This is a genomic window from Lysinibacillus sphaericus (assembly GCF_002982115.1).
In the GTDB taxonomy this organism is placed as follows: Bacteria; Bacillota; Bacilli; order Bacillales_A; family Planococcaceae; genus Lysinibacillus; species Lysinibacillus sphaericus.
Genome location: NZ_CP019980.1, coordinates 2,722,084 through 2,747,941, shown reverse-complemented (window position 1 = coordinate 2,747,941; position 25,858 = coordinate 2,722,084). Strand labels below are relative to the sequence as shown.

Here is a 25,858-nt window from a genome sequence, read left to right as displayed (position 1 = left end):
AGAGATGACGTTATATTCCGTTCTAGTAGCAGATTGCGAATTACAAACAGTAGATTGTACAGGAATTACTGAAATCACTGTAAGAGAATTAAAAAAATTACATCCGATAACAGGGGATACGCCAGAACAGCCTTGGCACTCGATGGATGATGACGCAAGGCTTGTCTATGCGCCAGATGAATCAGCTTTCGGTCAATTGCATATTTTCGAATGGAATAATCCGCCCTATGATTTAGCGCTGTATAATGAAAAAAGTTATGTATATGGCATTGAGGGCAATTGGGGCCCGCAATTTTTAGATGATTTATTAAGCTATTTAAAGCAACATATCAAACCGGAGCAAAACGTGGACTTAATTAGGTTTTGGGCAGGAGAATATGACCGAACATTAAAAAGCCGTCGTATCCATATTGCTGAAATCGAAAGCCATCACCTTGAAAGCTTACAGAACGAACAGTACATATGTGTCGCATTTGTGTAACTTAAAGCATGTGAAGTCTTTTTTCTAGAATAAAGTTAGGATTTTGGTATTTGAATTATGGCAGATTTCCGTGCTATGTTTTCATGCTGTATCAAGGAAATAAGATTTATAAAGGGGCTGTATATCAAATGACTATACAAATCAAAAAGTGCAAGCTTGAAGATGTACATGTACTCCGAGAAAAAAGTATTGAAACGTTTCAGGATACATATAGCAAACAAAATAAGCCTGAAAATATGCTAGCCTATTTGGATAGAGCATTTCCCCTCAACAATTGGAGCGGGAACTAGTGAATCGTGGTTCCCAATTTTATTTCATTTATTTCGATGAAGACGCTGCGGGCTATTTAAAAGTAAATACAAATCACTAAATTGGAAAGGCGGACGATTATGTATATTCCTAAATACTATAAAGTGACAGATGTTCATGAAATTGAAGCGTTTATTCAAATGAACTCTTTTGCTACACTTGTCACAACAAAACAAGGCACACCAATTGCCACTCACTTACCGTTAATGTTACATAAAAAAGGCGAGGACACGTATCTTACTGGCCATATGGCATATGGGAACCCACAGTGGAGAACATTTGCATCTTGTGGGGATGTGCTCGTGATGTTCCAAGGGCCCCATGCGTATATTTCTTCTTCTTGGTATTCGCACGAAAATGTGCCAACGTGGAATTATCAGGCGGTCCATATTTATGGCACAGCAACACTTTTAGATAAAGATGAATTAAGCGAAGATTTAACGTGGCTGTTAGAAAAATATGAGAAGCATAGAGAGCAACCTGTTTTATGGGAAAACCTTTCACCAGAGCTTTTAGAAAAAGAAATGAAAGGTATTGTTGGATTTAAAATAAAGATTAGCGATATACAGGCTGCCTATAAATTAAGTCAAAACCGTAATGATGCAGACTATGGAAATATTATTGCACAATTGAATAATGAAGCAACACCAAATTCAAAACAAATAGCAGAGCAAATGGCAAAGCAATGTAAAAAATAACGAGAGGCATCTTTTTTATTGCGCTAGATGGACATGCAAAGCATGATTGTTTAACCATATTTTAATAAATGTTATGATGAATTAATAACTGTGAAAAAGGGGATTGTTTTAATGGAAAATTTACTCTCAATAGAGCAATTTGAAAACTTAAAAAAAGGTGAACGTACAATATTTGTTTTTTCAGCAGACTGGTGTGGAGATTGTCGATTTATTGATCCGATTATGCCGACAATTGAAAAAAACTACAGCAATTATCATTTTGTGAAAATTGACCGCGATGATTTCATCGATTTATGTGTTGCATTAGATGTATTTGGTATTCCAAGTTTTCTAGCTTATGATAAAGGCAATGAAGTTGGCCGCTTTGTTAGTAAGGACCGTAAAACACAACAAGAGATTGAAGCTTTTTTAGATGGATTAACTTTATCGTAAGACTTGCCTAAGCTATAGGGGACGCTATCTCCTATAGCTTTTTATTTGCCTGCTTTCAAGCTGTTACATAAGCAATACAACGTTCCACATACGCTAGTACCTCTGCTGAAATCGGGTATAATCCTGTTTTCTCTGTAGGGAGTTTTCGAACCTCCCAAAATTGATCCATTAAATCCGTGTCGCCTTGAAACGTATCGTTTGATAATTCGATTATTTTGGAACCAATTTGAAAGCCTTCGTCCGATTCAGCTTGAATATTGTTTTTGATACACCATTCAATTTGTCGTAGTAATCCAATATATTGCTGTGTCATTATGTCATTGCTACTGAGGTTTGGAATAGTTTGTTGTAAAAATGTTTGTTCATGCTCTTGGAAATAGTCCACCCATTTTTTAGAGGTGCTTTGAGAACGTTGAACGAGTTCCGTCACATGTTCCCACGATAATGATTCTTCTAAATCCATCATATTAATCAATGATGTCGTATGAGAGATACTTGTTTGCAGTTCAGCAAGTCGTTCTTGTAAGTAATTGTGATGTGAAATTAAAATTTGTTTATAGGAAAGTTTATCTAATAAATCACGAATTTTATCGAGTGGAAGTGACAGCGTTTTTAGAATGATGATTTTCTCTAATTTAAACAAGTCTTCTTCTGAATAGTATCGTCGTCCATAATCATCTTTAAAACTTGGTGTAAGCAGATTAATTTGATCGTAATACCGAAGTGTGCGAATGGAAATATTTCGCTGTTTCGCTACCTCTCCAGTCGTCCATTGTTTCATTTTCATTCCTCCTGAAAAAAAGATTGCAGGTGACGTTACGTCATCTCATACACTTAGATTACATCATATAAAGGAAGAAGGATAGAGAATGGAAACGAAACAAATGAACTGGAAAAATCAAGATAATTGGGGATGGAGAGAATTTATTTTATTATTGCTAGTAGAGTTTGTTGTTGTCATCGGCATTATTAAATGGCTAGTGAAACCAATGTATGCTCACTTGTTTCGTAATGAACTATATGCTGGAACATTAACAGGGTTCACGATTGCAATTACGCTTGTTTTTGGTGTTTATTTTATAGCGCTACGTCCTAAAAAGCTTTCATGGCGTGAAGTAGGAATAACATCAATTTCGTTGAAGCAATGGAAAACGATACTATGCTATTCGGTTCTGTTAATGATTGGCGCCTTACTAATCGTTGTGCTAACAAGTTATATTGGGTTTTCGGTGGAAAATAGCAAAACACAGGCCATACAGCAGAACGTAACCTTCTTTACGGTACTAATAGCCTTTCTCTCTGCGGCTGTTATTTCACCAATATACGAAGAGATTTTTTATCGAGGGTTTTTATATCGCTGGTTACGTACACGCTTAGGATTGGTCGGTGCCATTATCCTTAGCTCATTTATTTTTACGATTGCTCATATCCCCACCTATAATGTCATGCCCGTCAACTTCTTTAGTGGCATTATTTTTGCTTTAGCATATGAACGCACGAATTCTATTTGGCCTTCCATTATCATTCACGGCTTAACGAATGGCATGATGGTTTTGCTGACAAGTTTGGGATGAATAGATGGTTAACATCGACAAAAAAACCAGGTCTCATTAAACTGAGAGCCTGGATCGGTCGATTGAATCATGATTTTGCTTGGCGGTACCAGATAATCACAGGGATTAATAATAAAGATAATAGTCCACCGGTTAATGATAAAGTGGCGTAACTGGAATTCGCTACTATCATCCCCGAAAGTGCCCCTCCTGAAGCACCTGCCAATGCGATAAAAACATCAATTGTGCCTTGGATTTTAGCGCGTGTTGAAGGTTCTGTGGCATCAACAATTTGAGCAGTTCCGCTAATTAAGCCGAAATTCCATCCTATACCTAATAAAGAAAGAGCAACGATTAGCATAAACATAGAATCACTTGGTGCATAGGCCGCTATTAAACCTGCAAACAGTAAAATAACACCAGCAGCAATACTCATGGCTGTTCTACCAATCTTGTCAACAAGGATACCTGTGACAAGAGAAGGAAGATACATGGCACCAACATGGAAACCAATAACGATTCCTACAGCACCTAAACTATGTCCATGATGTTGCATATGGATGGGCGTCATTGTCATAATGGCTACCATAACGATTTGCGTAAGAATCATCACAACTGCGCCAACGATGATACCTTTTTTATTCATTAAAGGAGGCGCCTGATGAAGAGCTTCTCCAGATACGATTTGATGTTGGTGAGCTTCTATCGATTTTGCTAGCAGTAAAGGATCTGGACGAAGCATGATGAAAAGAACCAAACCTGCTAATATAAATGCAATGGCAGATAATAGAAATGGACCAGCTAATGAAGGAATACCGATAGAAAGCGCAAATTTGCCCATGACATCCACTAAATTTGGTCCTGCTACGGCCCCGAATGTGGTCATAACCATCGTAGTACTAATGGCCGTTGCGCGTTGTTTGTTATTTGCTAAGTCTGTACCGGCATATCGAGCCTGTAAATTTGTTGCTGTGCCTGCACCATAAACAAGTAAGGAAGCAAATAGTAAAAAAACACTGTTAATTAATGCTGCGATAACAACGCCAATAGCGCCAAGACCACCAGTGATAAAACCAGTAGCGAGCCCTATACGGCGACCATAGCGTTGCGAAAGTCTTCCCACTATAAAAGCGGCCCCTGCTGAACCTAATGTAAATAGGGCAGAGGGTAATCCGGCAAATGCGTCCGTGCCAAGCATTTGTTGGGCTAAGAGAGCGCCTACCGTGATACCAGCAGCAAGACCTGCTCCACCGAAAATTTGCGATAAACTAACTACAATTAAAACCCTTTTATACATTTTTTTCAGCTTTTCGGGAGAATTTACATACTGCCCGATTGAATGATTTACACTAGCCAATTATATGAAACACCATCTTTCTAACTATATGATTAACAAAAACTTTTAGCTCATTTACCAAGCTTACCATACTCCTGCAATTGTAGATATATGCCAATTTGCAGTGAAAAATTTTTTTTATTACATAGAACATTGCTTGTAATTTTAAAAAAACTCCTAACGAATAAAGCTTCGTTAGGAGGTGCAAATGATTTTCCTTCTATTGATTATGATCGTACCAAGGATTTAGGTGAATCAGAACTTCTTCTACATTCGGATGTTTCTCCATTATCGTTTTCTTGATTTTACGGATAATATCATGTCCTTCTTGGATTGTTAAATCAGCAGGTACCCCCACACGCAAATCGACTAATACATAGTGCCCATGTTCTCTCGCTCGTAGACGATCTATTCGTTTTACTTCAGGAATAGTGAGGATTAACGTTTTGAAACTAGCTAGTGTATCAGGACTTACGCTTTTCTCCATAAGTGTGTCGATAGCTTCTAATAACATCCCATAGGCAAGTTTGAAAACTAAAATGGTCACAATGATACCCGCAATGGGATCACCATATGTAAGGATATGAATATGATAATTTTCCCCAACAAGTGCAAGCCCGATTCCTAATACGGCTGCTAATGAAGCATATACATCAGCAAGATGATCATAAGCAGTGGCAATTAAGCCTTTACTATTTGTTCTTTTGCCAATTTTTATCGTATATACGTATAAAAGGAGCTTCCAAACAAGTGATATGATAGCCGTAATAAAGGCAATTAAACTTGCTTTTTCAGGTTCCTGAAAGAATGCTGTAACGGATTCATAAGCAATATAAAGAGCTGCCATTATTAATATAATTCCTACAATGGCGGAACTAATTACTTCTGCTTTTCCGTGTCCGTATGGATGATCTTCGTCGGCAGGACGTTTAGAAATACGCATAGATGTTAAAGCGGCACCGCTTGCTATTACATCACCTGCATTATGATAGCCATCAGCTAAAAGAACGGGACTGTGGAAGATAGTACCAACTGCTATTTTTAAAATAGTTAAAACGATGTTGCTTATTAAACTAATCCATCCAGCAACGATTGTAGTATTGGAATTTGTGCTTTGATTCATAAATGTATACCTCCAATAAAATTCTTTCCTAAAAGCAACAAAAACCTTTGACTCGTTTTAAGTCAAAGGTTTTGATTAAAAAAATATAGGTTTTGTGAACTTGAAATGTGTATCATCTTTCTCACTCCAATATAAGCGTTCATTGAGTGTAACATATTCTATTCATCGGTTCAATCATGGTTTGTCCAACTTTTTTTCTTAAAAACAATGGGGATATTTATTGTTCAGTGGTACTATTTAATAATATAGGTAATAAAAGTTAAAAAATTGTATAACGTATTAAATAAGAAAGGACGTAGACTTATGAAACAAATTATAGCACTTGGGGGCGGTGGCTTTTCTATGGAGCCAGAAAATCCTTTGCTGGATCAATATATTCTTCAGCAATCTATGAAAAAAAATCCGAAAATTTGCTTTCTTGCAACAGCAAGTGGGGATTCAGAAAATTACATTTGTCGATTTTATCAATTCTTTGAAAAACAGGATTGTCAGCCTTCGCACTTATCATTATTTAAACCACCTACAAGAAATATAGAAAGCTTCTTACTGGACAAAGATATTATTTATGTTGGTGGGGGGAATACAAAGAATTTATTAGTGCTATGGAAGGAATGGGGATTGGATACTATTTTGAAAAAAGCGTGGGAGCAAGGAATAATACTCGCTGGTATTAGCGCGGGCTCCATTTGCTGGTTCGAGGAAGGGGTGACAGATTCTTATGGGGATGGATTGGAACCTTTACAGTGTTTAGGTTTCCTAGAAGGGAGTAATTGTCCCCATTATGATGGAGAATCGGATAGAAGACCTTCGTATCAACAGCTTATTACTAATAAAAAAATTAAACCCGGTTTTGCAACGGATGACGGTGTTGCCATCCATTTCATTGATCAGGAAATCCATACTATTGTAAGTTCAAGACCTAATGCGAAAGCGTATAAAGTATATGATGATGATAAAGTTATAGAGAAAGAGCTTGCAACAAAATTTCTAGGTTTTAATTAGTAGTGATGGAATGGCAAATTCCTTTCAAAAACACAAAACCCCGAATAGTTCCGCTTTTCTTGAAAGGTTCTTTGCTCGGGGTTAGTGTTATAAGTGGGCTCCTAACTTAATGGTCCGAAGCCGAAGCTTACTTTCGCTGACACAACATGCCTTTCCTTAGTTGGTATGTGCGATGGCGCTGATTTCAATTAGTTGTTCTGGTGATGCCAAGTAAGTCACGCCGATAAGGCTACCGGCTGGTCGATGTTGCCCAACGTAGTCCTTGAATAGTCGAAGGACTGGTTCAGTATGTGCTTCCGCATTTGTTAAATAGATTTCCATATAAACAAGGTTAGATCTTGTTGCACCGAATTTTTCCAAAACGCCATCTAGATTTTTAAGCGTTTGCTGTGCTTGTGCTTCGATATCGCCATCGCCAACGAATGTACCCTCCGTATCATGGGAAAACTGCCCCGAAATGTAGATAGTGCCGTTGACACTGTAGCCCTGTGAAATACCGTGATCCCAAAGATCGTGATTGTAAATTGTAATATTCTTCATTTTTTTCTCTCCTTTACTTTAAAGTAATGTCAGTATAAAATGAACGCGAACAAAAAAATAGTACGCACTTTTTTGAAAGGTACTATCAGAAAGGATAGTGTAAATATGGGTTTGGCTGATTACAAAGACACGGGGACTATCCAAGAAACCCCGTTTGGCTATACATTATCAGTAATTGGTGGTAAATGGAAAATGCTAATTATTTATATTTTAGCGGAACATCAAACGGTTCGGTTTAATGATTTGAAACGCAAAATAGGTGCAATTACCTTTAAAACATTAAGTGCACAACTGAAAGAATTAGAAGCAGATGGAATAGTCAGTCGAAAAGAGTATCCGCAGATTCCACCTAAAGTGGAGTACAGTCTTACAGCTAAAGCGGAAACGTTATTGCCTGTTTTGGAACAGTTATGTGAGTGGGGAGAAAAAAACAATACGCATTAATGTCTTGCTGTAAAGCGTACCTCACAAATTAAATGAAATGAGCGATGAATGGATGCAGGAGCTACAGTTAATTTGCCATTTCTGTTGCAGGGATTGATTGAAAGCTTCAATCATCTCTTTTTTTCTGTTTCTTAGTATCAATAATTTTAAATAGAAACAACAGTAGACTACAAGAAAAAACAATAGACAGTACACCTTTAACCGCCCGCATGACAAAGTGATCAGTAGGGAAATCGAATAAAATATACCCCAAACAATATATCCACGCTACAATTATCAACAATTGAAATACTATTTTCTTCATGACATATTCTCCCTTAAAAGTAATGCTTTTTTTACTAGCTAAAAAATTTTATCTACAAGAATCGTAACATAGTAAGGTGCAGGTGGATACAAATGTAAGATTAGATAAATTTTATTGCACAAGATTAAGGTGTATGTCTGTTTCTTACTTGAAGGTTTCTACAATAATGACTAATGCTTGTATTTGACTGTCAGAGGCATTCTATCTATCATGCAAATCATTAATTTCTATCAAAAAACGCAAGACGTAGTAAAAAAGTATTTCTATAATGGGCTACCAACCATAAAATATAGAACCAGCCACTCATTTAAAAGGGAATGGCTGGTATTTTTGTCTAAATCGTCTACAAAATGATATTTTTTTGACAGCTCTAAACATTATTCAAAAAACATACTTGAATGGACGAGCGAAACTGCTAGATAAAGGAGTGTATAGCAGAGCCATTGAGCGGCATAATGATAGCAAGGTAAAATTCCACAATGGAACAGTGAGGGTCTCCAACTGCTCTATTGCTTCAGCTTAAAATATATAAAAATTAAAGAATGGATGATGAATTTGTCACATTTTAATAATCATGGGCAACAGGATGGGAGTAAAAATAAAATAGCCTTGAAATGGACTTTCTTTCTTATAGCGGGGTTTATGATTGTCGAAGTGATTGGTGGCATCATGACAAACAGTTTAGCGCTATTATCAGATGCAGGCCATATGTTAAGTGACGCAGCAGCGTTAGGGTTAAGCTATATTGCTGTATCCATTGGTCAAAAAGCCGTAACAAATCGAAAAACGTATGGCTATCGTCGGTTTGAAATATTTGCCGCTTTTATAAATGGTCTTACGTTAATTGCCATTTCGCTTTATATTTTTTATGAAGCTTTTCGCCGATTTTCAGAACCACCAGCCGTGGCAAGTACGGGTATGTTAATCGTTGCAACACTTGGTTTACTGGTCAACATTGGCGCAGCGTTTATCCTTAAACGAGGAGATAATGATAATCTCAATGTAAAAAGTGCTTTTTTGCATGTTTTAGGTGATATTCTCGGCTCTGTAGGAGCTATTACGGCAGCATTGCTTATTTTATTTTTTCAATGGAATTTAGCCGATCCTATTGCAAGTATGATTGTGGCGTTTCTTATCATTATTAGCGGCTATCGTGTTACGCGGGACTCCTTTAATATTTTGATGGAAAGTGCTCCAGAAAATTTGCCAACGGATGATGTTAAAGCGAAGTTAATGACTGTTGAGGAAGTCGAAGAGATTACCGATTTACATATTTGGTTAATTACAATGGATTTCCCATCTTTAACTTGTCAAGTAGTGGTGAATCAAGCAGCAGATGAACAAATTGTATTACGGAAAATACAAAATCTGTTACACGACGAATTTGCATTGCATCATATGACGATACAGATTGAAAAAAAGAACAATTAGAACGGAAATGTCATTACGTGATGGGGAATCTACATAATGCAATTTCCATGTAGATTATTCAAGAGGTCAAACTAATCAGCGTATACTTACTGAATGATAGCGTTTTTCAAATAACGATTGCACATTTTGTATCCGATCCTCCTTATTGTAAGCCGTATTTGCACTTCTATGCGTTTGTGTAGAATACTTGCTGTTGGTTGAATGCATCAACTGTTGTTTCACCCGATGCTGAGAACATCTTAATGGACAATAGCGTAATCCACTTCTTTAGTGAATAGTGTTTGAATTGCCTTAAAAGTTACATCCACAACTAAAATTAGGGGTTTTCCTTTAAAACAATCATTGTTTAGGGGAAAACCCCTATATTTTTTACATATAGATTTCACTATGATGAGAGTGTAAGTTTCAAACACAAAATGCAGAAAGAAGGAAGAAGCATGAAAAATTCTTTCAAAATTGTCATTGTTGGTGGGGGAACAGCTGGTATATCTGTTGCTGCCCGCTTATTACGAAAATCGCCAAGCCTCAATCATGAAGTGGCGATAATAGATCCAGCCTCAAAACATTATTATCAACCGTTATGGACGTTAGTTGGTGGAGGCGCTGCTAAAAAAGAAGATTCTGAACGTTCTATGGAATCTCTTATTCCAGAAGGTGCAGTATGGATCCAACAACCCGTACTTGAATTTAAACCTGAACAAAACGAAGTCATCCTAGGAGATCAAACATCTATTTCATATGATTACTTAGTTGTAGCAGCAGGGATTGAAATTAACTGGGGTGCCATTAAAGGCTTAAAAGAAGCACTTGGTACAAAATCTGTTTGCAGTAACTATTCATTTGAACATGTTGATTATACTTGGGAAACGATACGCAATTTAAAATCGGGTACCGCCTTATTTACACACCCAAATTCACCTGTAAAATGCGGTGGTGCGCCACAAAAAATTATGCATTTAGCAGAAGATTACTTCCGAAAAACAGGTGTTCGTCAAAATATGCAAGTTGTATTTGGTTCTGCCAATCCAGCCATTTTTGATGTACTGAAATACCGTGAAGCGTTAGAAAAAGTAGTGGAACGCAAACAAATTGATGCACGATTCAGACGTAACCTAATTGAGATTAAAGCGGATGAAAAAATCGCCATTTTTGAAAATCTAGATACTGGCGCAAAAGAGCAATTGAAATATGACATGATTCACGTCACACCTTATATGAATGCACCTAAATTTATTGCGAACAGCCCTTTAGCGGATGACAATGGTTGGGTTGATGTGGATATGTATACATTGCAACATAAGAAATATGCAAACGTTTTTGGCATTGGCGACTGTGCAAACTTGCCAACCTCTAAAACGGGAGCAGCCATTCGCAAACAAGCACCTGTGGTAGCTGAAAATGTTGTGGCATGTATGCGCAATCAAACAATGGACAACACATATAACGGTTATTCGTCTTGTCCAATCGTGACAGGCTACAACAAGCTAATTTTAGCAGAGTTCGACTATAAAAAAGAGCCTGCTGAATCGATGCCATTTAACCAAGCAGTGGAACGTGCAAGCATGTATATGATGAAAAAAGATTTATTACCAATCATGTATTGGGATGGCATGTTAAAAGGAACGATGTAGAAAGGAGGCATGTGTGATGGAAACGAATCCGTTACTAGAGCAACTAAAGCAGCCGGATATTGAAGCAGCGCTCGTATCATTGCTACGTCAATTGCCAACATATGAAAAAAACTTACAAGCCATCGGGAATGTTGTAAGTTTTGGACAAGCGGTATTGCAAGATCAGCAATCCATTCAAAAATATGATGAACTTGTACGAAGCTATAACGTAAATCTCGAAACGGTGGAAGCATTAGTTGGCTTACTAGAAAAATTGCCGAAGCTTTTACAAATGATCAATCAGTTAGAGGATATAGTGGATTTTGTAACAGCTGTGTTAGCCGATCAGCAAACAATTGATTATGCGACAGCAAGTATTAAATCTTACACAGAACCGATTGTAGAAAAAGGAAAACAAGGATACTCGCTCGTCAAAGATATACAACAACAAGCAGAAGCAACAACTGAACCAATTAAACTCTTTACGATTATGAAGTGGTTAAAAGACCCGAGTGTTCAAAAGTCACTGAAATATGTACAAGCAACAATCCAAATTTTAAATAAACAATCCAATTAAAAGGAGAGAATTTTATGTTATTACGTTATTTCTATGATGAAAAATTAGCACATGCTTCTTACATGGTAGGTTGTCAACGAAAAGGCGAGGCAGTGATTGTGGATCCAATGCGCAACATTGAGCCATACATCCAAGTAGCTGAAAAGGAAAATATGAAAATCGTTGGAGCATTAGAAACGCATATCCATGCTGACTTTGTAGCAGGTTCTCGTGAATTAGCTGATCGTTTTGGTGCTACGTTTTACATTTCCGATGAAGGCGATGAAAACTGGAAATATCAAAACTTAGATGGCATTCAACACGTACTATTAAAAGATGGTGACAAATTTGAACTTGGTAAACTTACTTTCGAAGTGATGCATACGCCAGGTCATACGCCAGAATCTATTTCATTCCTATTAACAGATGGTGCAGCAGCAGATAAACCAATTGGAATATTTACAGGTGACTTTGTATTTGCGGGGGATATTGGCCGACCAGACTTATTAGAAAAAGCAGCTGGTATTAAAGGGACTGCTGATGCAGGAGCAAAAGTGATGTATACATCTGTAGAGCGCTTTAAACAATTACCAGACTATTTACAAGTATGGCCAGCACACGGTGCAGGTAGCGCATGTGGGAAAGCACTTGGTGCAGTACCATCGACAACAGTAGGCTATGAAAAACAATTCAACTGGGCAATGCAATTCGACAACGAGCCAGACTTTGTGAAAGCTTTATTAGATGGTCAACCAGAACCACCTTATTACTTTGCAGTGATGAAATCAGTTAATAAAATTGGCATTGAGTTAATTAAAAATTTACCAGAGGTAAAAGCCATTACTACTGTTGAAGAAATTGAAGGCCTGATTGCAGCTGGTCAGCAAGTAGTAGATACGCGAGATGCTCAAGCCTTCTCACAAGGACATATTAAAGGAACGATGAACGTGCCATTTAATAACTCCTTCACAAACTGGATGGGCTGGATTGTTAACTACAAGGAACCGTTATATTTACTTGCTAACCCTGCTCAAATGCCAGACATGTTAATTGCACTTCGCTCAATCGGTATTGACCAAGTACTAGGTTATGCCGATGTAGAAGCGATGATTGAGCAAGCGAATGAACTAGATTCATATGAAAATATTACACCTTCTGAGGCAAAAGCGATGATGGACACAGAAGATGTAGCTGTATTAGATGTGCGTAATCTGACAGAATATAATGAAGAACATATTGAAGGTGCACAGCACATAATGGTTGGTACATTAAAAAATCGTTTAGACGAAGTACCAAATAAAAAACTCATTGTTCAATGTCAAGCAGGTGGTCGTTCAGCCATTGCAGCAAGTGTATTAAAAGCAAATGGCTTCCACAATTTAGTCAATATGACTGGCGGCTACGGTCAATGGGTGAAAGAAGTAAAATAAAGTAATTAGTGCAAAGAGTGCCTTCCATGTGAGGCACTCTTTTTGGAGGTTTCTATGATCATTTTTCTAATTGTTGCCCTAGCCATTGTTTTAGTACGGGCTTATTATATTCGTTTTGTCCCTGTCAAACAGGTAAAAGATATACCGTACCGTCAAGTAGCTGAAGGACATCAAATACTTGATGTACGGGATTACAATACAACCGGCTGTTTAGTTTATAATAGTAAGCATATTCCATACGGCTATTTACCACGTTTTTATAAACAAATCGAAAATCGCCCTGTCCATCTGATAGTAGAGAGTCAAATGGATTTAAATCTGGCTAGCCGCTTTTTACGAAAAAAAGGGTATAGTGTAAATAGCTACACGATGATGAAAAGACCGTGTAAAATAAAAGGAATGATGTATAAGGAGGTGTAAAGTATGCATTCCCAGCTACAAAATGAGTATTTACAGCAAATTTATGAGCATATTCAAGATGGGATTATTATTATGAAGGAAAGCAGGGAAATCATTATGATGAACCCTGCTGCACAACGCTTAACTGGTTGGCAAAAAGGTGATTTTGTGCCGTATTGTTCTTATTGTATGACTCGTAAAAGGGAGCAGAGTGAACCAACATGCTATTTAATTGCAAACAATGAAGTGCCTTCATTTTTATCGGAAATGCCCATTTATCATGGTCGAAAGATTGATGTCGAAATGAGCACAGCCGCTATTTATGCTAATGAAAATACAGGGGAAACAGAATATTTACTTGTCTTACGTGATCAGGAAACATTAAAAAAAGCACAAGAGGCTGCCATTAATAAAAAAATGATTCGAGCATTAATCGAAGCAAAGGAATCAGAACATAAACGCTTAGCACAAGAACTACATGATGGAGTTGGCCAATCTTTATTTTCGGTATCTATTGCGCTACAAGCGATTGAATCTTTTGTACAAGATAATGCGCAGTTGAATGAGTATATTTCCGAGGTGCGTGCGGAACTGCAAAAAGTTATGAATGACATTAACGCATACTCTCACCAATTACGACCGCACAGTTTAGACCAATTAGGCTTAGAGCCGACTATTCAGGCGACAATTGATGCGATAAAAAAACAAATAACGGGTTTAGATATTCAATTAACGACACGTGGTCTTGATCGATGTGACCCAGCAGTTGAGATTAATTTATATCGAATTACACAAGAAGCATTGCATAATATTATTAAATATGCAAAAGCAACCCAAGTGCATATCCATATTAAAAAGGACAATACGCATATTTATATGACCATTCAAGATAATGGGATTGGCTTTGAACGGGACAAGATTCAAAATGCAGGGTTAGGGTTAAAGCATATGGAGGAACGGGTCGATCAGTTGGGTGGTACTTGTTCAATTCTGTCCAAAGTAGGACAAGGGACATGTATCGATATCGTCATTCCAAGATGGAGGCCGCAATATGATTAAAATATTACTTGTCGATGACCATGTTTTAATACGGAAGGGCATTGCGCTCCTTTTAGGGAATTATTCAGATATGACAGTTGTAGGAGAGGCAAGTGATGGAGAAGAGGCGATTCAGCTTGCCTACCAGACTGAGCCGAATGTGATTTTAATGGATATATCAATTCCAAATGGGTTGGACGGATTTACTGCGACAAAGGAAATTAAAAAAAATTTACCTGACACAAAAATAATTATGCTGACAATGCATAATGAGATAGCCTATATTCAACAAGCGATGGAAGTAGGAGCAGATGGCTATATTTTAAAAAATAGTCAAGGTGGCGAAATGTACGAAGCGATTCAAAGTGTCTATACAGGCCGTCGCTACTATGAAGTGGGCTTACCAAAAGGTCAACTAGAAAAGTTATTTAAGAAAAAAGGTAAAAACAATGCCGATATCTTATCTACACGTGAGCAGGAAATTGTTCGATTAACCATTTTAGGATTTACGAATATGCAAATTTCAGAAAAGCTATTTATTAGTGCTAAAACGGTAGAAAACCATAAAGCCAACATTATGCAAAAGCTAAATTTAAAAAGCAAGGCAGAGCTTATTCAATACGGTATTACAAATAAGTATATTACGTAGCATACGTGGGCTGCCCAATAAAGTCTTTTTCTTTCTAAAGTCTGACGTTTTGTAATGGAACAACCTTCTATATATCTTCCCTGAGCGATAAAGCAATCTGCTTTATCGCTTTTTCTATGCTAGGGAGTTATATCTATCGTTTTCCTCCTCTTATCGACAATAAATAATCGCCTTTTCTTCTGAAGGATAGGGGCTTCCCCCTATATTTTTAAAGCAATTCACACTCTATACTTAAAGAAAATAAGGTAGAAAGAAGGTGTGACGATGGAGTTTTCATTCATCGTTGTCATATTTTTAATTGGTTTTGTCGGATCATTCGTATCAGGAATGGTAGGCGTTGGGGGATCCATTATTAAATACCCTATGCTTTTATATATTCCACCATTATTTGGGTTAGCAGCTTTCAGTGCACATGAAGTATCCGGTATTAGTGCTATTCAAGTGTTTTTTGCATCGATTGCAGGAGTATGGGCATATCGCAAAAGTGGCTATTTAAACAAATCGCTAATTCTTACTATGGGTACGGCAATTTTAATAGGTAGCTTTATCGGTAGTTTTGGATCGAGCATGTTACCAGAAGCAGCAGTAAATATTGTATATGGTGTTTTAGCCTTAATTGCTGCTGTTATGATGTTTATTCCGAAAAAGCAAATTGACGATAAGCAGTTAGATCAGATTACATTTAGTAAACCATTAGCAGCGGGTTTAGCGTTTGTCGTAGGGATTGGTTCAGGGATTGTTGGAGCAGCAGGTGGATTTTTATTAGTACCAATCTTACTTGTTGTCTTGAAAATCCCAACACGTATGACGATTGCCACTAGCTTAGCGATAACATTTATTTCATCAATCGGTGGAACAGTAGGGAAAATTATGACAGGTCAAATCGACTATGGGCCAGCAGCAATCATGATTGTGGCAAGTTTACTTGCAGCTCCACTTGGCGCAAAAATAGGTGGCAAGCTCAATACAAAAGCACTACAAGCAATTTTAGCAGTATTAATTTTAGGTACAGCTATTAAAACATGGTTAGATATTTTGTAAGTAGTGAAGGTTAAAAATTACATGCTCGTATTGCAACGAGTGGTGATGATGCCACAACCAGATGCTCATTAGATATGAGTATCTGGGCTTTTTTTATGTAGGAATAATGAAGGTGGAAAAAGCGTTTTTTCAGGTAGGAGCGGACTGCTCGATGCCTATCCCAGTCGTTGATGGCTTTCTACGTTAAGTTTTCAAGTGAAACATGTCCCTATTTTTACAAATAGCTGTATATATTGTGTAGAAAGGGGGTGTTACGGATGGCAAAAACCCAATTATTAGATGCATCACTTCGCTTAAAGTATGTGGTGGGACATACTGAAACAAATAAGCCGAAATTTGTAATTAAAACCTACCGTAATGTAAACGACACGCATACACCAACAGCGTTAGTAACGGTAGCGAAAGCGATTGCGAGTCTTTCATCAAAGCCACTTGACAGTATTAGTAAGCAAGAAATAACAGAATTGTCGTCATTACAATAAAAAAGGAGGTAGGACTGATGGCAAAAGTTTTAGAGTTGCAATTTCATACAGCATTAGGAAAAACGGCGACGATTGCCATTGATGCACCGAAGCCACATGTTACATCTGCTGAAATTCAACAAGTGATGCAAACAATCATTATGAGTAATGTATTTGGTGGACAAGCAGGTGCTTTTGTTGGCATAAAAGGTGCACGTATGATTGATCGTCAAGTTTCAGCGTTTAACATGAACGAATGAATGACATGGTCTTTGCAGTTGTTGCAAAGACCATTTTTAAGACAAGCAAAGCATGTCGAAAGGAGAGGGCAGTATGGAACAATGGCTGACAATGTTATCTGATATTGGTTTTCCTATCCTCATGTCGTTTTACTTATTACATCGAGTAGAGGTTAAGCTTGATGCGATTCATGATGTGATTGTTTCACTTAAGTGAAGTTGACTTCACAAAGATGTACGAAAGCTGTCACGACAGGTGGTTGTCAACGCTTACATCATTCGATAAGATGGGGGTAGTGTAAGTAGGGAGTGTGTAAAGATGAAAAATAAAGTAATGTGGTTTGTACTACTATTGACTTTAGTAACTGTACTTAGTGCATGCGGGAACGCAAAGTTTAAAGCTGATTATAGTTTGGAAATGCAGGATTTTGAACATATTAACCAACGAGGAGAACCTGTTTCACTAGACAGTTTAAAAGGGAAACCTTGGTTGGGCATGTATATATTTACGAATTGTAATTCAGTTTGTCCACCAATGACGTTTAACATGACGCAAGTGCAAGAAAAGCTGAAGAAAAAAGGGATAGAGGATTATAATATTGTCGCTTTTTCAGTAGACCCTGAGGTGGATACGCCGGAAGTACTAGCTGATTATTTAACGAGATACACTGTACCTGACGAATCTAAATGGAATCTCCTTACAGGATATTCACAGTCATATATTGAGCAATATGCAGTGAAATCAACAAAATTACTTGTCAAAGACGATCCGAATTCAGATCAAGTAATCCACGGTATTCAGTTTTTCTTAGTGGATAAAGACGGAATTCTTGTAAAACAATATGACGGATACGCAAAAGATGCAAACGATGTTCCAATCGATACAATTGTTTCGGATTTAGAAACGTATATAGATGAAAACTTATAACATGATAAGCTAGTGCTACATTGACATAGCACTAGCTTTTTTGTAGCATGATGACAATACTTCGCGGGTATTTAAGGTTAAATCGCGGGTATTTCATGATTTTTCGCGGGTATTCAGTGGTAAATCGCGGGTAATACCATGCTTTCCGCGGGTATTAACTTGTATCCACAGAGAAATAGTTTGAGAATTGGGAATTGTTTGGGTGACTGGCACAAGGGGGAGGTAGTTAGAAATGAGCATAGGTGAAACATATTTAAAAGCTGTACGAGAAAGATTTAAAACGATTAAAGCGGACGGTGATAAAGCGATCGCACAATTAGATATTGAGCAATTGCACTGGGCTTTCAATGAAGAGTCCAATAGTATTGCAGTCATTGTCAAACATGTAAGTGGCAACATGATTTCAAGATGGACAGACTTTTTAACGACAGATGGAGAAAAAACAACAAGAAATCGTGATGAAGAATTTATTGATAGTATTGATACTAAAGAAGAGCTACTAACTATTTGGGAAAAGGGTTGGCAAGTCTTCTTAGATTCACTACTAAGCTTAACCGAGATGGATTTAATGGCACATGTCTTCATAAGAGGGCAACAACATACAGTGATTGATGCGATAGAAAGACAGATGGCACATTATGCAGCACATGTTGGGCAAATTATCTATGTTGGGAAGCAAATAAAAGGGAAAGAATGGAAAACATTGAGTATTCCAAGAGGGCAATCGCAGCTATTTACAGAAGCGATGAAAAAAAGCTAATTTTTAATTTTCAAAATTGTTTGGGTGTCAGGCACCAAAAAAAGCGCCATTCCTTCAAGGAATCCTTGAGGGAATGGCGTTTTCTTATGAGCGATGATCTTCCCAACAGTCTGTATTTTTCAAACCTGGGATGGACTTTGCGTAAAATACAGGATTTTTTCCTGCTTTTCGTTGTAGTGTAAAATCATCTAATACACGGAAAGCTATTTTACCAAGTATCATAATTACCGTAATATTGATGAGCGCCATAAGACCCATAAATAAATCCGCTAAGTTCCAAACAAGTTGAACTTGTGCTACGGAGCCGAACATTACCATGGCCAGCACCAGTAGACGATAAACGGTCATCCAGCTTTTATGAGCATTGATAAACTCAATATTGGATTCACCGTAATAATAGTTACCAATAACAGAACTGAATGCGAAGAAAATAATACTAATGGCGATAAAATAAGGAGCCCAATCTCCAACATGCACTGCTAACGAATTTTGCGTAAGGACGATACCGTTACTTTCACCTGTTTTGTATAAGCCTGCCAAAATTATGATGAAAGCAGTGGCAGAACAAATCATAATTGTATCAAAAAATACGCCTAAACTTTGCACAAGTCCTTGTTTAGCAGGATGTGATGTATTGGCAGTTGCTGCTGCATTCGGCACACTCCCCATACCAGCTTCATTGGAAAATAAGCCTCGACGAACACCTTGCATAATGGCTACTCCAATGGCACCGCCTGCAGCTTCTTGAAGACCGAACGCTTGAGAGAAAATAAGTTTAAACACGGTTGGGATTTCCCCTAAATTTGTTACAACGACATAAAGTGCAACGAGTAAATAAAAGACGGCCATTACAGGTACAATTACTTGTGTAAATTTAACAATTCTATGTACACCACCGAAAATGATCATAGCCGTTAACACTACTAATACAATGCCGATAATAAAAGGTCTAATATTAAATGCTTCACCTACAGAAGTCGCAATCGTATTAGACTGTACTGCGTTAAAAATAAAGCCAAAGCTTAATGTTAAAAGGATACTAAAAACAATCCCTAACTTTCTATGACCTAATGCCTTTTCTATATAATAGGCAGGGCCACCACGAAAAGTATCGCCGTCTTTTACTTTATACACTTGAGCAAGTGTACTTTCAATAAAAGCGGTTGCCATACCAAGAATGGCAATAATCCACATCCAAAATACGGCACCAGGACCACCGACACCTATAGCAAGTGCAACACCTGTTATATTACCCGTACCTACACGAGACGCTGCGCTAATCGTGAAAGCTTGGAACGGAGAAACCCCCGACTCACCATCTCTTTTTTCTGTTATTAAACGAAACATTTCTGGGAAAAGACGTACTTGTACAAATTTAGAGCCAAATGAAAAATATAATCCAGCAGCTAATAATAATATGATTAAAAGATACGTCCATAGAATATTATTTGTATTATCTACTATATTTGATATCCACTCCATTTATATTCCTCCTTTTTTTAATAAGTTTTAGTCTACACTCTTTTTTTATAAAATATCAAATTTTTAAAAATTCTTAATAATAAAAAGATATTTTTCTCGAAATGATTTGCTGTGTGGTGGTAATATATAGAAAAGGTAAAATGGATACAGTTCACCGTTGTGGTAACACAATACTATTTCTAAATTAGTATTCAACTTGCTTTTTCTTTTATACCTTTAATTTGAATACATGAAAATGTATCGAGAGCAGTTTATTTAAAAATGACGATTAATAGAATAGGGAGTGGATGATGTGAAAACGATTGGCTTAATTGGTGGTATGAGCTGGGAATCTTCAGCTATGTATTATCGCCTTCTAAATGAGCAAGTGAAGCAACAATTGGGTGGTTTACATTCGGCAAAATGCATTTTATATAGTGTCGATTTTCAAGAAATTGAATACTATCAAGCAAATGAACAATGGCAAAATGCAGGAGAAATACTAGGAGAGGCTGCTTGGTCTTTAGAAAAAGCAGGTGCCGATTTCATTGTGATCTGTACGAATACAATGCATAAGGTCATAGAATTTATGGAAGCGCGTTTGACTATTCCAATTTTACATATTGCCGATGCAACAGCCGTTCAAATTCAACAGGCTGGTCTGCAAACGATTGCGTTGCTTGGCACAAAATATACAATGGAGCAAGATTTTTATAAACATAGAATTGAACAGTTTGGCATAAATGTAATGGTGCCAAACGCGGATGAACGAACAATGGTTAATCAAATTATTTATGAGGAATTATGTTTAGGGAAGATTGAACCAACTTCAAAAGAAAACTATTTACAAATTATTGAGCGCCTTGTGAAATCAGGTGCGCAAGGAATTATTTTAGGTTGTACGGAGATTGGTTTACTAATACAACAAGAAGATGTCCAAGTCCCTGTTTTCGACACGACTATTATTCATGCACTTGCTGCTGTAGAACATGCATTAAAAGAGTAAAAAGCATTGAGAAGGGGTGAAAAAATGACACAAAAAGTGCGGGAGTTGGGTATGGTCATTGGCACATTACCAGTCGGTAAAAAAAATTGCATTACGGATGTACAAGGTGTTCAAGTTGGGCATGTCACACTGGATGAAAAGCTAGATGATGTGGGGGCATTTGCATGTACTGGGGTGACGGCGATTCTACCACATGGTGGCAATTTGTTTCAACAAAAAGTTACAGGTGCTAGTTATGTGCTAAATGGTTTCGGCAAAACGACAGGACTCGTGCAAGTCAATGAACTAGGTGTTATTGAAGCTCCTATTATGCTAACAAATACGTTTGGGGTGCCCGCAGTAACGCAAGGAACATTGCAATATATGTTAAATACTAATCAGGATATTGGTCTTTCTACAGGGACAATTAATTTGGTTGTTGGGGAATGTAATGATAGTTATTTAAATTCGATTCGAGCTTGCCCGATCACACCAGAGCACGCGCTCCAAGCAATTTGTAATGCGTCCGAAAATACCGCTAAAGAAGGTGCAGTTGGAGCGGGAAAAGGCATGATTTGTTTCGGCTATAAGGGCGGAATAGGTTCTGCATCGCGCATAGTGACTCTAGAACAAGATAAAATTAGCTATACGGTGGGGATTATCGTGCTAAGTAATTTCGGTCATAGCTCAGAGTTTATAGCTGAGCGTTACAATCTGCCAAATTCTAATAGCAATGCTGCGTTCTCACCAACAGATGGTTCCATTATTATTGTGTTAGCAACAGATGCACCGCTTAGTAGTCGCCAATTAACACGTGTTATTAAACGTTGTGGTATAGGGCTTGGACGAACAGGTAGCCATTTTTCTCATGGAAGTGGTGATATTGTCATCGGCTTTACAACGGCACACCATATTGCGCATCATTCGTCCCAACATTTGGAGACACGTATACAGCTACGTGAAGATCATCCTATTATGAATCATTTATTTACCGCTGCTGCGGAAGCAACAGAAGAAGCTATTTTAAATTCCCTATCACAAGGGCAAACAACAACGGGTCGAGACGGACACGTAGTAGAAGCCTATTCATTTAAAAAATAAACGAAAAGCTATTGAACATTCAAATGTTTCAATAGCTTTTTTGTTTACATGTTGAACGCTTGCCAAAAAAAGTCTCTATAGTGTTTTCTTTTTAGTGTAAATACACCTGATAATCATCTAATACATACATCAACTCTTATGCTATCCAAGCGGTACTATTTTACTAACTAGAAAGTCGGGTAACTGGATAGAGGACACCTTTATGTTGCTTCAAGAGGTACATTCTTTACCTAACATTCCTAGCATAATGTGTAAGGGCAATGCTACTGTAGAATGAAAAACAAAATCAGAGCAGATTGCACTTATTTCAAGACAATGAAACCAGGTTTACGTCCAGAAAAAGAAAAAGTTCAATGAAGAGCTCAGACGCATGCCACAATTCTAGATGCAATTATCAAGGTGAATGGATGGGTTCTTTTGTTGCAACGCTTCTACAAATGCCTGTCTATTTTTGGGGGAAATCTGAATGGTTTTATATTTTTCGTAATTAATTTCTATGTGATGAACGGAAAGTGATGGTGCCACAAAAGGATTCGTTGTATGCCGATTGGATTTCATTTTAATAAGCCCATACGGTATTTGGAGTGTATCAGTTCGATTTTGTAGCGAGTATTGAACCATATTGTTCTTAATAATTACCATGGTATCACCTCCATAAAAACTTCCCTTTCATTAAGGTATTTGGGCAATCATGTCTATTTTTAAAGTTTACTTAATCGCTAAAGTCGTATAAAAAAATAAATGTTTCGACCATATATTGTAGTGTTTAAGCGCTGCATAGCAAATTTTGTATAACGATTAGATAATAACCATTATTATGTAATTATTGTTTTTTTATCTAGTCAACTATGAAGCGGTGTGTTAATATTCAATGAAAATACTGAATTATCTAACAATTTAACATTCTTTACGATAAAAGGTGATGCGAATGCATGAAAAATTATTGCTGCCAATTGCACACAAGACACCGACAAATCCATCCAATCCTATTGTGCTTAACAGTTGTGAGCCATTGATGAACATTGACCACCTACACCCAAGAATCTTTACCCAGCCCGTGTACTATAAGCAACAAATTGCTAGTAGCTTACAATCCATTTACTTGCGCCAAGCAGTATATGAACGATTACAACAAGCTTTATTACTATTACCTGAAAACTATAGTTTCATTGTCTATGACGGGTACCGACCGCTACAAGTGCAACAATATTTATTTACACATTTTGCTGCGCAAATCAAAGACCAACACCCAAACTTCACAAAAGAAGAAATTTTTAACAAGACATTAAAATTTGTCGCTTTTCCAAGGGAGGGGCAAGAGCATCTACTACCACATTTAACGGGAGGTGCCATTGATTTAACGCTCGCTAATAGTAAAGGGAAAGCGTTAAATCTTGGGACAGCATTTGATGAGCTTAGTGAGAAATCAGCGACACGTTATTTTGAACAGCATCCTAATGAAAATAAGGAAGCCTGTGTTCATCGGCGTCTTTTGTATCACTGTATGACGGCAGTTGGCTTTACGAATTATGCTGAGGAATGGTGGCATTATGATTTTCACAATATAGCTTGGGCAAGAAGGATAAATGCCAAACATGCTTTTTACGGTGCAATAGAGGCACAGATTGATGACAATTTGATAAAGGAGTATCGATATTTATGAAAGTCTATATTAGTGCAGATATTGAAGGCATTACAGGCACAACATCTTGGAGTGAAACGGAACTGAATGCGCCTGACTATTATTTTTTTCAAAAGCAGATGACGAAGGAAGTGGAGGCAGCAATTGAAGGTGCCATTTTAGGAGGCGCCACGGAAATTTTACTAAAGGATGCGCATGATTCAGCTCGTAATCTTGATATTTCGAATTTGCCAGTTAATTGTAAGGTCATTCGCGGATGGACATATGATCCGATGTGTATGGTAACCGGACTTGAAAGTAGTTTTGATCGTGCTATTTTCATCGGCTATCACAGTAAAGGAGGCAGTGAACGTAATCCATTAGCACACACGCTATGTGTTACTGCTGATATTAAAATCAATGGTGAATACGCAAGTGAGTTTCTTATCAATACGTATGCCGCTGCTTTACATGGTGTTCCTGTTTCATTTGTTAGTGGAGATGTTGGACTAACAGAAGAAATTCAATCCTTCAATCGCAATATTGTGACATTTGCTACCAAGGAAGGGGTGGGGAATGCCACAATAAGTGTCAGTCCTCAATTGGCAATTGCTGAAACGAAACGACTTGTGGAAGCCTCTATGAAGGTCTCCCGAGATGACTTACAAGTGACATTGCCTCAGCGATTTATAGTGGAAATAATTTACCGTGACCATACACGCGCTTACCGCAATTCCTTTTATCCAAATGCAACGTTTAAGCCCCACAACACGGTTGAATTTGTCACGGATGATTATTTTGAAGTACTTCGAATTTTACAGTTCTTAACTTAAGAATAGACTGTAGGTGAATGCATGAAGATTAAAGATATTGTTGTTGCAACGGTAGAAGCCCCCCCTTATTGTGCCATTTAAAACAGCATTAAGAACCGTGCGTAGCATTGAAAATATTGCCGTTTACGTTCATAGTGAGCACGGACAAATTGGCATAGGTGAGGCTGCGCCAACTGCTGTTATTACAGGGGAAACTTTAGGTTCGATTAGAGATGCTATTGAACACTATATTAAGCCGGCCATAGTAGGTATGGATTTACAAGAAATAGCCGTTGTGATGGAGCGAATGGACAACAGTATTTATCAAAATACGAGTGCGAAAGCGGCGGTAGATATGGCGCTTTATGATTTATTGGCACAGCATCACAAGACGCCATTGTATAAATTATTAGGGGGCTATCGCAAGGCATTAACAACAGATATTACAATTAGCGTGAATAGCGTAGCGGACATGATAAAAGATAGCCTATCAGCGGTGGAACGTGGCTTTCAAATATTGAAGGTCAAGGTTGGCAAGGATCCAGCGACAGATGTCCAGCGCGTGACGGCTATACGGGATGCAGTAGGCAAAGCCATTACATTACGTGTAGATGCCAATCAAGGGTGGACGCCAAAAGAAGCGGTTCGGATAATTCGTGCACTTGAAGATGCAAATAGCAATATCGAATTAGTGGAACAGCCTGTGCACTATGCTGATTTAACGGGTATGCAATATGTAACAGCCAATACGTTGACAAATATATTGGCTGATGAAAGTGTCTTTTCGGCAAAAGATGCCCTCACTATTATCGAACGACGTGCTGCTGATTTCCTCAATATTAAATTAATGAAAACAGGTGGCATTTTTCATGCGCAAAAGATTTGCCATATTGCAGAAGCGCATGGCATTGCTTGTATGATGGGCTGCATGCTTGAAACAAAAATTAGTGTGAGTGCGGCTGCACATTTTGCTGCATCACAAAAAAATATCACAATGATAGATTTAGACGGACCAAGTTTATGTTTGAAAGATCCTAATGCAGGTGGTCCTATTTTTAACAATGATCGAATCACAATGACGGATGCAAATGGAATAGGATTTTCAAGATAAAAA

General features: G+C 37.6%; 30 protein-coding genes and 1 pseudogene. 25 read left to right on the top strand and 6 right to left on the bottom strand.

The window, feature by feature from the left end:
* Positions 1-4 precede the first annotated feature (4 nt).
* The 4 genes and pseudogenes from LS41612_RS13945 to LS41612_RS13935 all read left to right on the top strand — a co-directional run bounded on the left by LS41612_RS13945 (position 5) and on the right by LS41612_RS13935 (position 1,920).
* Positions 5-481 (top strand): hypothetical protein, encoded by a 477-nt coding sequence (locus LS41612_RS13945; RefSeq protein ID WP_024363548.1) that lies wholly within the window; start codon positions 5-7, stop codon positions 479-481.
* Between the two features lie 128 nt (positions 482-609).
* Positions 610-845, top strand: a pseudogene (locus tag LS41612_RS23540) (GNAT family N-acetyltransferase); the annotation flags it as partial.
* Between the two features lie 25 nt (positions 846-870).
* Positions 871-1,488 carry an FMN-binding negative transcriptional regulator gene (locus LS41612_RS13940; protein ID WP_024363550.1) on the top strand — a complete coding sequence of 206 codons (618 nt, stop codon included), beginning with the start codon at positions 871-873 and terminating at the stop codon, positions 1,486-1,488.
* Positions 1,489-1,599: 111 nt separating this feature from the next.
* Entirely contained in the window at positions 1,600-1,920 is a 321-nt protein-coding gene (locus LS41612_RS13935; protein ID WP_024363551.1) for a thioredoxin family protein, read from the top strand.
* A gap of 55 nt (positions 1,921-1,975) precedes the next feature.
* Here LS41612_RS13935 and LS41612_RS13930 read toward each other — a convergent pair whose 3' ends face one another.
* Entirely contained in the window at positions 1,976-2,701 is a 726-nt protein-coding gene (locus LS41612_RS13930) for a MerR family transcriptional regulator (RefSeq protein WP_024363552.1), read from the bottom strand.
* 88 nt (positions 2,702-2,789) lie between these two features.
* On the opposite strand from LS41612_RS13930, the gene LS41612_RS13925 reads away from it, so the two are divergent.
* Positions 2,790-3,494, top strand: a complete 705-nt coding sequence (locus LS41612_RS13925) for a CPBP family intramembrane glutamic endopeptidase (RefSeq protein ID WP_024363553.1) — start codon at positions 2,790-2,792, stop codon at positions 3,492-3,494.
* Between the two features lie 67 nt (positions 3,495-3,561).
* Here the strand turns inward: LS41612_RS13925 and LS41612_RS13920 are convergent, their stop codons facing one another.
* Both LS41612_RS13920 and LS41612_RS13915 read right to left on the bottom strand, forming a co-directional pair.
* Positions 3,562-4,770 (bottom strand): MFS transporter, encoded by a 1,209-nt coding sequence (locus LS41612_RS13920; RefSeq protein WP_080653360.1) that lies wholly within the window; start codon positions 4,768-4,770, stop codon positions 3,562-3,564.
* A 259-nt stretch (positions 4,771-5,029) separates the two neighbouring features.
* Positions 5,030-5,932: a cation diffusion facilitator family transporter gene (locus LS41612_RS13915; RefSeq protein ID WP_024363555.1), complete on the bottom strand. Its 903-nt coding sequence runs from the start codon at positions 5,930-5,932 to the stop codon at positions 5,030-5,032.
* A 303-nt stretch (positions 5,933-6,235) separates the two neighbouring features.
* Here LS41612_RS13915 and LS41612_RS13910 point away from each other — a divergent pair, with 303 nt between their 5' ends.
* The gene (locus tag LS41612_RS13910) at positions 6,236-6,934 is read left to right on the top strand and encodes a Type 1 glutamine amidotransferase-like domain-containing protein (RefSeq protein WP_024363556.1); all 699 of its coding nucleotides are present in this window, start codon (positions 6,236-6,238) and stop codon (positions 6,932-6,934) included.
* Positions 6,935-7,090: 156 nt separating this feature from the next.
* Here LS41612_RS13910 and LS41612_RS13905 read toward each other — a convergent pair whose 3' ends face one another.
* Positions 7,091-7,474, bottom strand: coding sequence for a RidA family protein (locus LS41612_RS13905; protein ID WP_024363557.1), 384 nt, complete (start codon positions 7,472-7,474; stop codon positions 7,091-7,093).
* Positions 7,475-7,579: 105 nt separating this feature from the next.
* On the opposite strand from LS41612_RS13905, the gene LS41612_RS13900 reads away from it, so the two are divergent.
* From LS41612_RS13900 to LS41612_RS13830, 14 genes are all read left to right on the top strand, one after another.
* On the top strand, positions 7,580-7,918 hold the full coding sequence (locus LS41612_RS13900; RefSeq protein ID WP_024363558.1) for a winged helix-turn-helix transcriptional regulator: 339 nt from the start codon (positions 7,580-7,582) through the stop codon (positions 7,916-7,918).
* An 853-nt stretch (positions 7,919-8,771) separates the two neighbouring features.
* Positions 8,772-9,653 (top strand): cation diffusion facilitator family transporter, encoded by an 882-nt coding sequence (locus tag LS41612_RS13890; protein ID WP_024363560.1) that lies wholly within the window; start codon positions 8,772-8,774, stop codon positions 9,651-9,653.
* Between the two features lie 437 nt (positions 9,654-10,090).
* Positions 10,091-11,284: an NAD(P)/FAD-dependent oxidoreductase gene (locus LS41612_RS13885; protein ID WP_105928913.1), complete on the top strand. Its 1,194-nt coding sequence runs from the start codon at positions 10,091-10,093 to the stop codon at positions 11,282-11,284.
* A 16-nt stretch (positions 11,285-11,300) separates the two neighbouring features.
* Complete coding sequence (locus LS41612_RS13880; RefSeq protein WP_024363562.1) at positions 11,301-11,840, top strand: helical membrane plugin domain-containing protein; 540 nt, start codon at positions 11,301-11,303, stop codon at positions 11,838-11,840.
* Between the two features lie 14 nt (positions 11,841-11,854).
* Positions 11,855-13,249, top strand: a complete 1,395-nt coding sequence (locus LS41612_RS13875) for an MBL fold metallo-hydrolase (RefSeq protein ID WP_024363563.1) — start codon at positions 11,855-11,857, stop codon at positions 13,247-13,249.
* A 54-nt stretch (positions 13,250-13,303) separates the two neighbouring features.
* Positions 13,304-13,669 carry a rhodanese-like domain-containing protein gene (locus LS41612_RS13870; RefSeq protein ID WP_024363564.1) on the top strand — a complete coding sequence of 122 codons (366 nt, stop codon included), beginning with the start codon at positions 13,304-13,306 and terminating at the stop codon, positions 13,667-13,669.
* A 3-nt stretch (positions 13,670-13,672) separates the two neighbouring features.
* Complete coding sequence (locus LS41612_RS13865) at positions 13,673-14,707, top strand: ATP-binding protein (protein WP_024363565.1); 1,035 nt, start codon at positions 13,673-13,675, stop codon at positions 14,705-14,707.
* A complete protein-coding gene (locus LS41612_RS13860; RefSeq protein WP_024363566.1) occupies positions 14,700-15,335 on the top strand; it encodes a response regulator transcription factor in 636 nt (211 codons plus the stop codon). Before LS41612_RS13865 ends, LS41612_RS13860 begins: the two co-directional genes overlap by 8 nt.
* Positions 15,336-15,599: 264 nt before the next feature.
* Positions 15,600-16,376 (top strand): sulfite exporter TauE/SafE family protein, encoded by a 777-nt coding sequence (locus LS41612_RS13855; RefSeq protein ID WP_024363567.1) that lies wholly within the window; start codon positions 15,600-15,602, stop codon positions 16,374-16,376.
* 257 nt (positions 16,377-16,633) lie between these two features.
* Positions 16,634-16,858 carry a DUF1659 domain-containing protein gene (locus tag LS41612_RS13850; protein WP_024363568.1) on the top strand — a complete coding sequence of 75 codons (225 nt, stop codon included), beginning with the start codon at positions 16,634-16,636 and terminating at the stop codon, positions 16,856-16,858.
* 17 nt (positions 16,859-16,875) lie between these two features.
* Positions 16,876-17,097: a DUF2922 domain-containing protein gene (locus LS41612_RS13845; protein ID WP_024363569.1), complete on the top strand. Its 222-nt coding sequence runs from the start codon at positions 16,876-16,878 to the stop codon at positions 17,095-17,097.
* 73 nt (positions 17,098-17,170) lie between these two features.
* Positions 17,171-17,293 carry a YvrJ family protein gene (locus tag LS41612_RS13840; RefSeq protein WP_080653352.1) on the top strand — a complete coding sequence of 41 codons (123 nt, stop codon included), beginning with the start codon at positions 17,171-17,173 and terminating at the stop codon, positions 17,291-17,293.
* A 102-nt stretch (positions 17,294-17,395) separates the two neighbouring features.
* Entirely contained in the window at positions 17,396-18,004 is a 609-nt protein-coding gene (locus LS41612_RS13835) for an SCO family protein (protein WP_024363570.1), read from the top strand.
* Between the two features lie 232 nt (positions 18,005-18,236).
* Positions 18,237-18,764 carry a DUF1572 family protein gene (locus tag LS41612_RS13830; RefSeq protein ID WP_024363571.1) on the top strand — a complete coding sequence of 176 codons (528 nt, stop codon included), beginning with the start codon at positions 18,237-18,239 and terminating at the stop codon, positions 18,762-18,764.
* Between the two features lie 84 nt (positions 18,765-18,848).
* On the opposite strand, the gene LS41612_RS13825 is transcribed toward LS41612_RS13830, so the two are convergent.
* On the bottom strand, positions 18,849-20,246 hold the full coding sequence (locus LS41612_RS13825) for an alanine/glycine:cation symporter family protein (RefSeq protein WP_024363572.1): 1,398 nt from the start codon (positions 20,244-20,246) through the stop codon (positions 18,849-18,851).
* Between the two features lie 292 nt (positions 20,247-20,538).
* Here LS41612_RS13825 and LS41612_RS13820 point away from each other — a divergent pair, with 292 nt between their 5' ends.
* Both LS41612_RS13820 and LS41612_RS13815 read left to right on the top strand, forming a co-directional pair.
* The gene (locus LS41612_RS13820; RefSeq protein ID WP_024363573.1) at positions 20,539-21,231 is read left to right on the top strand and encodes an aspartate/glutamate racemase family protein; all 693 of its coding nucleotides are present in this window, start codon (positions 20,539-20,541) and stop codon (positions 21,229-21,231) included.
* Positions 21,232-21,255: 24 nt separating this feature from the next.
* Positions 21,256-22,311 (top strand): DmpA family aminopeptidase, encoded by a 1,056-nt coding sequence (locus LS41612_RS13815; protein WP_024363574.1) that lies wholly within the window; start codon positions 21,256-21,258, stop codon positions 22,309-22,311.
* A 381-nt stretch (positions 22,312-22,692) separates the two neighbouring features.
* On the opposite strand, the gene LS41612_RS13810 is transcribed toward LS41612_RS13815, so the two are convergent.
* Positions 22,693-22,953, bottom strand: coding sequence for a PH domain-containing protein (locus LS41612_RS13810; RefSeq protein ID WP_024363575.1), 261 nt, complete (start codon positions 22,951-22,953; stop codon positions 22,693-22,695).
* A 286-nt stretch (positions 22,954-23,239) separates the two neighbouring features.
* On the opposite strand from LS41612_RS13810, the gene LS41612_RS13805 reads away from it, so the two are divergent.
* The 3 genes from LS41612_RS13805 to LS41612_RS13795 all read left to right on the top strand — a co-directional run bounded on the left by LS41612_RS13805 (position 23,240) and on the right by LS41612_RS13795 (position 25,855).
* A complete protein-coding gene (locus LS41612_RS13805; protein ID WP_024363576.1) occupies positions 23,240-23,974 on the top strand; it encodes a M15 family metallopeptidase in 735 nt (244 codons plus the stop codon).
* Complete coding sequence (locus LS41612_RS13800) at positions 23,971-24,765, top strand: M55 family metallopeptidase (protein ID WP_024363577.1); 795 nt, start codon at positions 23,971-23,973, stop codon at positions 24,763-24,765. Before LS41612_RS13805 ends, LS41612_RS13800 begins: the two co-directional genes overlap by 4 nt.
* A gap of 70 nt (positions 24,766-24,835) precedes the next feature.
* Complete coding sequence (locus LS41612_RS13795; protein WP_233433798.1) at positions 24,836-25,855, top strand: dipeptide epimerase; 1,020 nt, start codon at positions 24,836-24,838, stop codon at positions 25,853-25,855.
* The last annotated feature ends 3 nt before the right edge of the window (positions 25,856-25,858 follow it).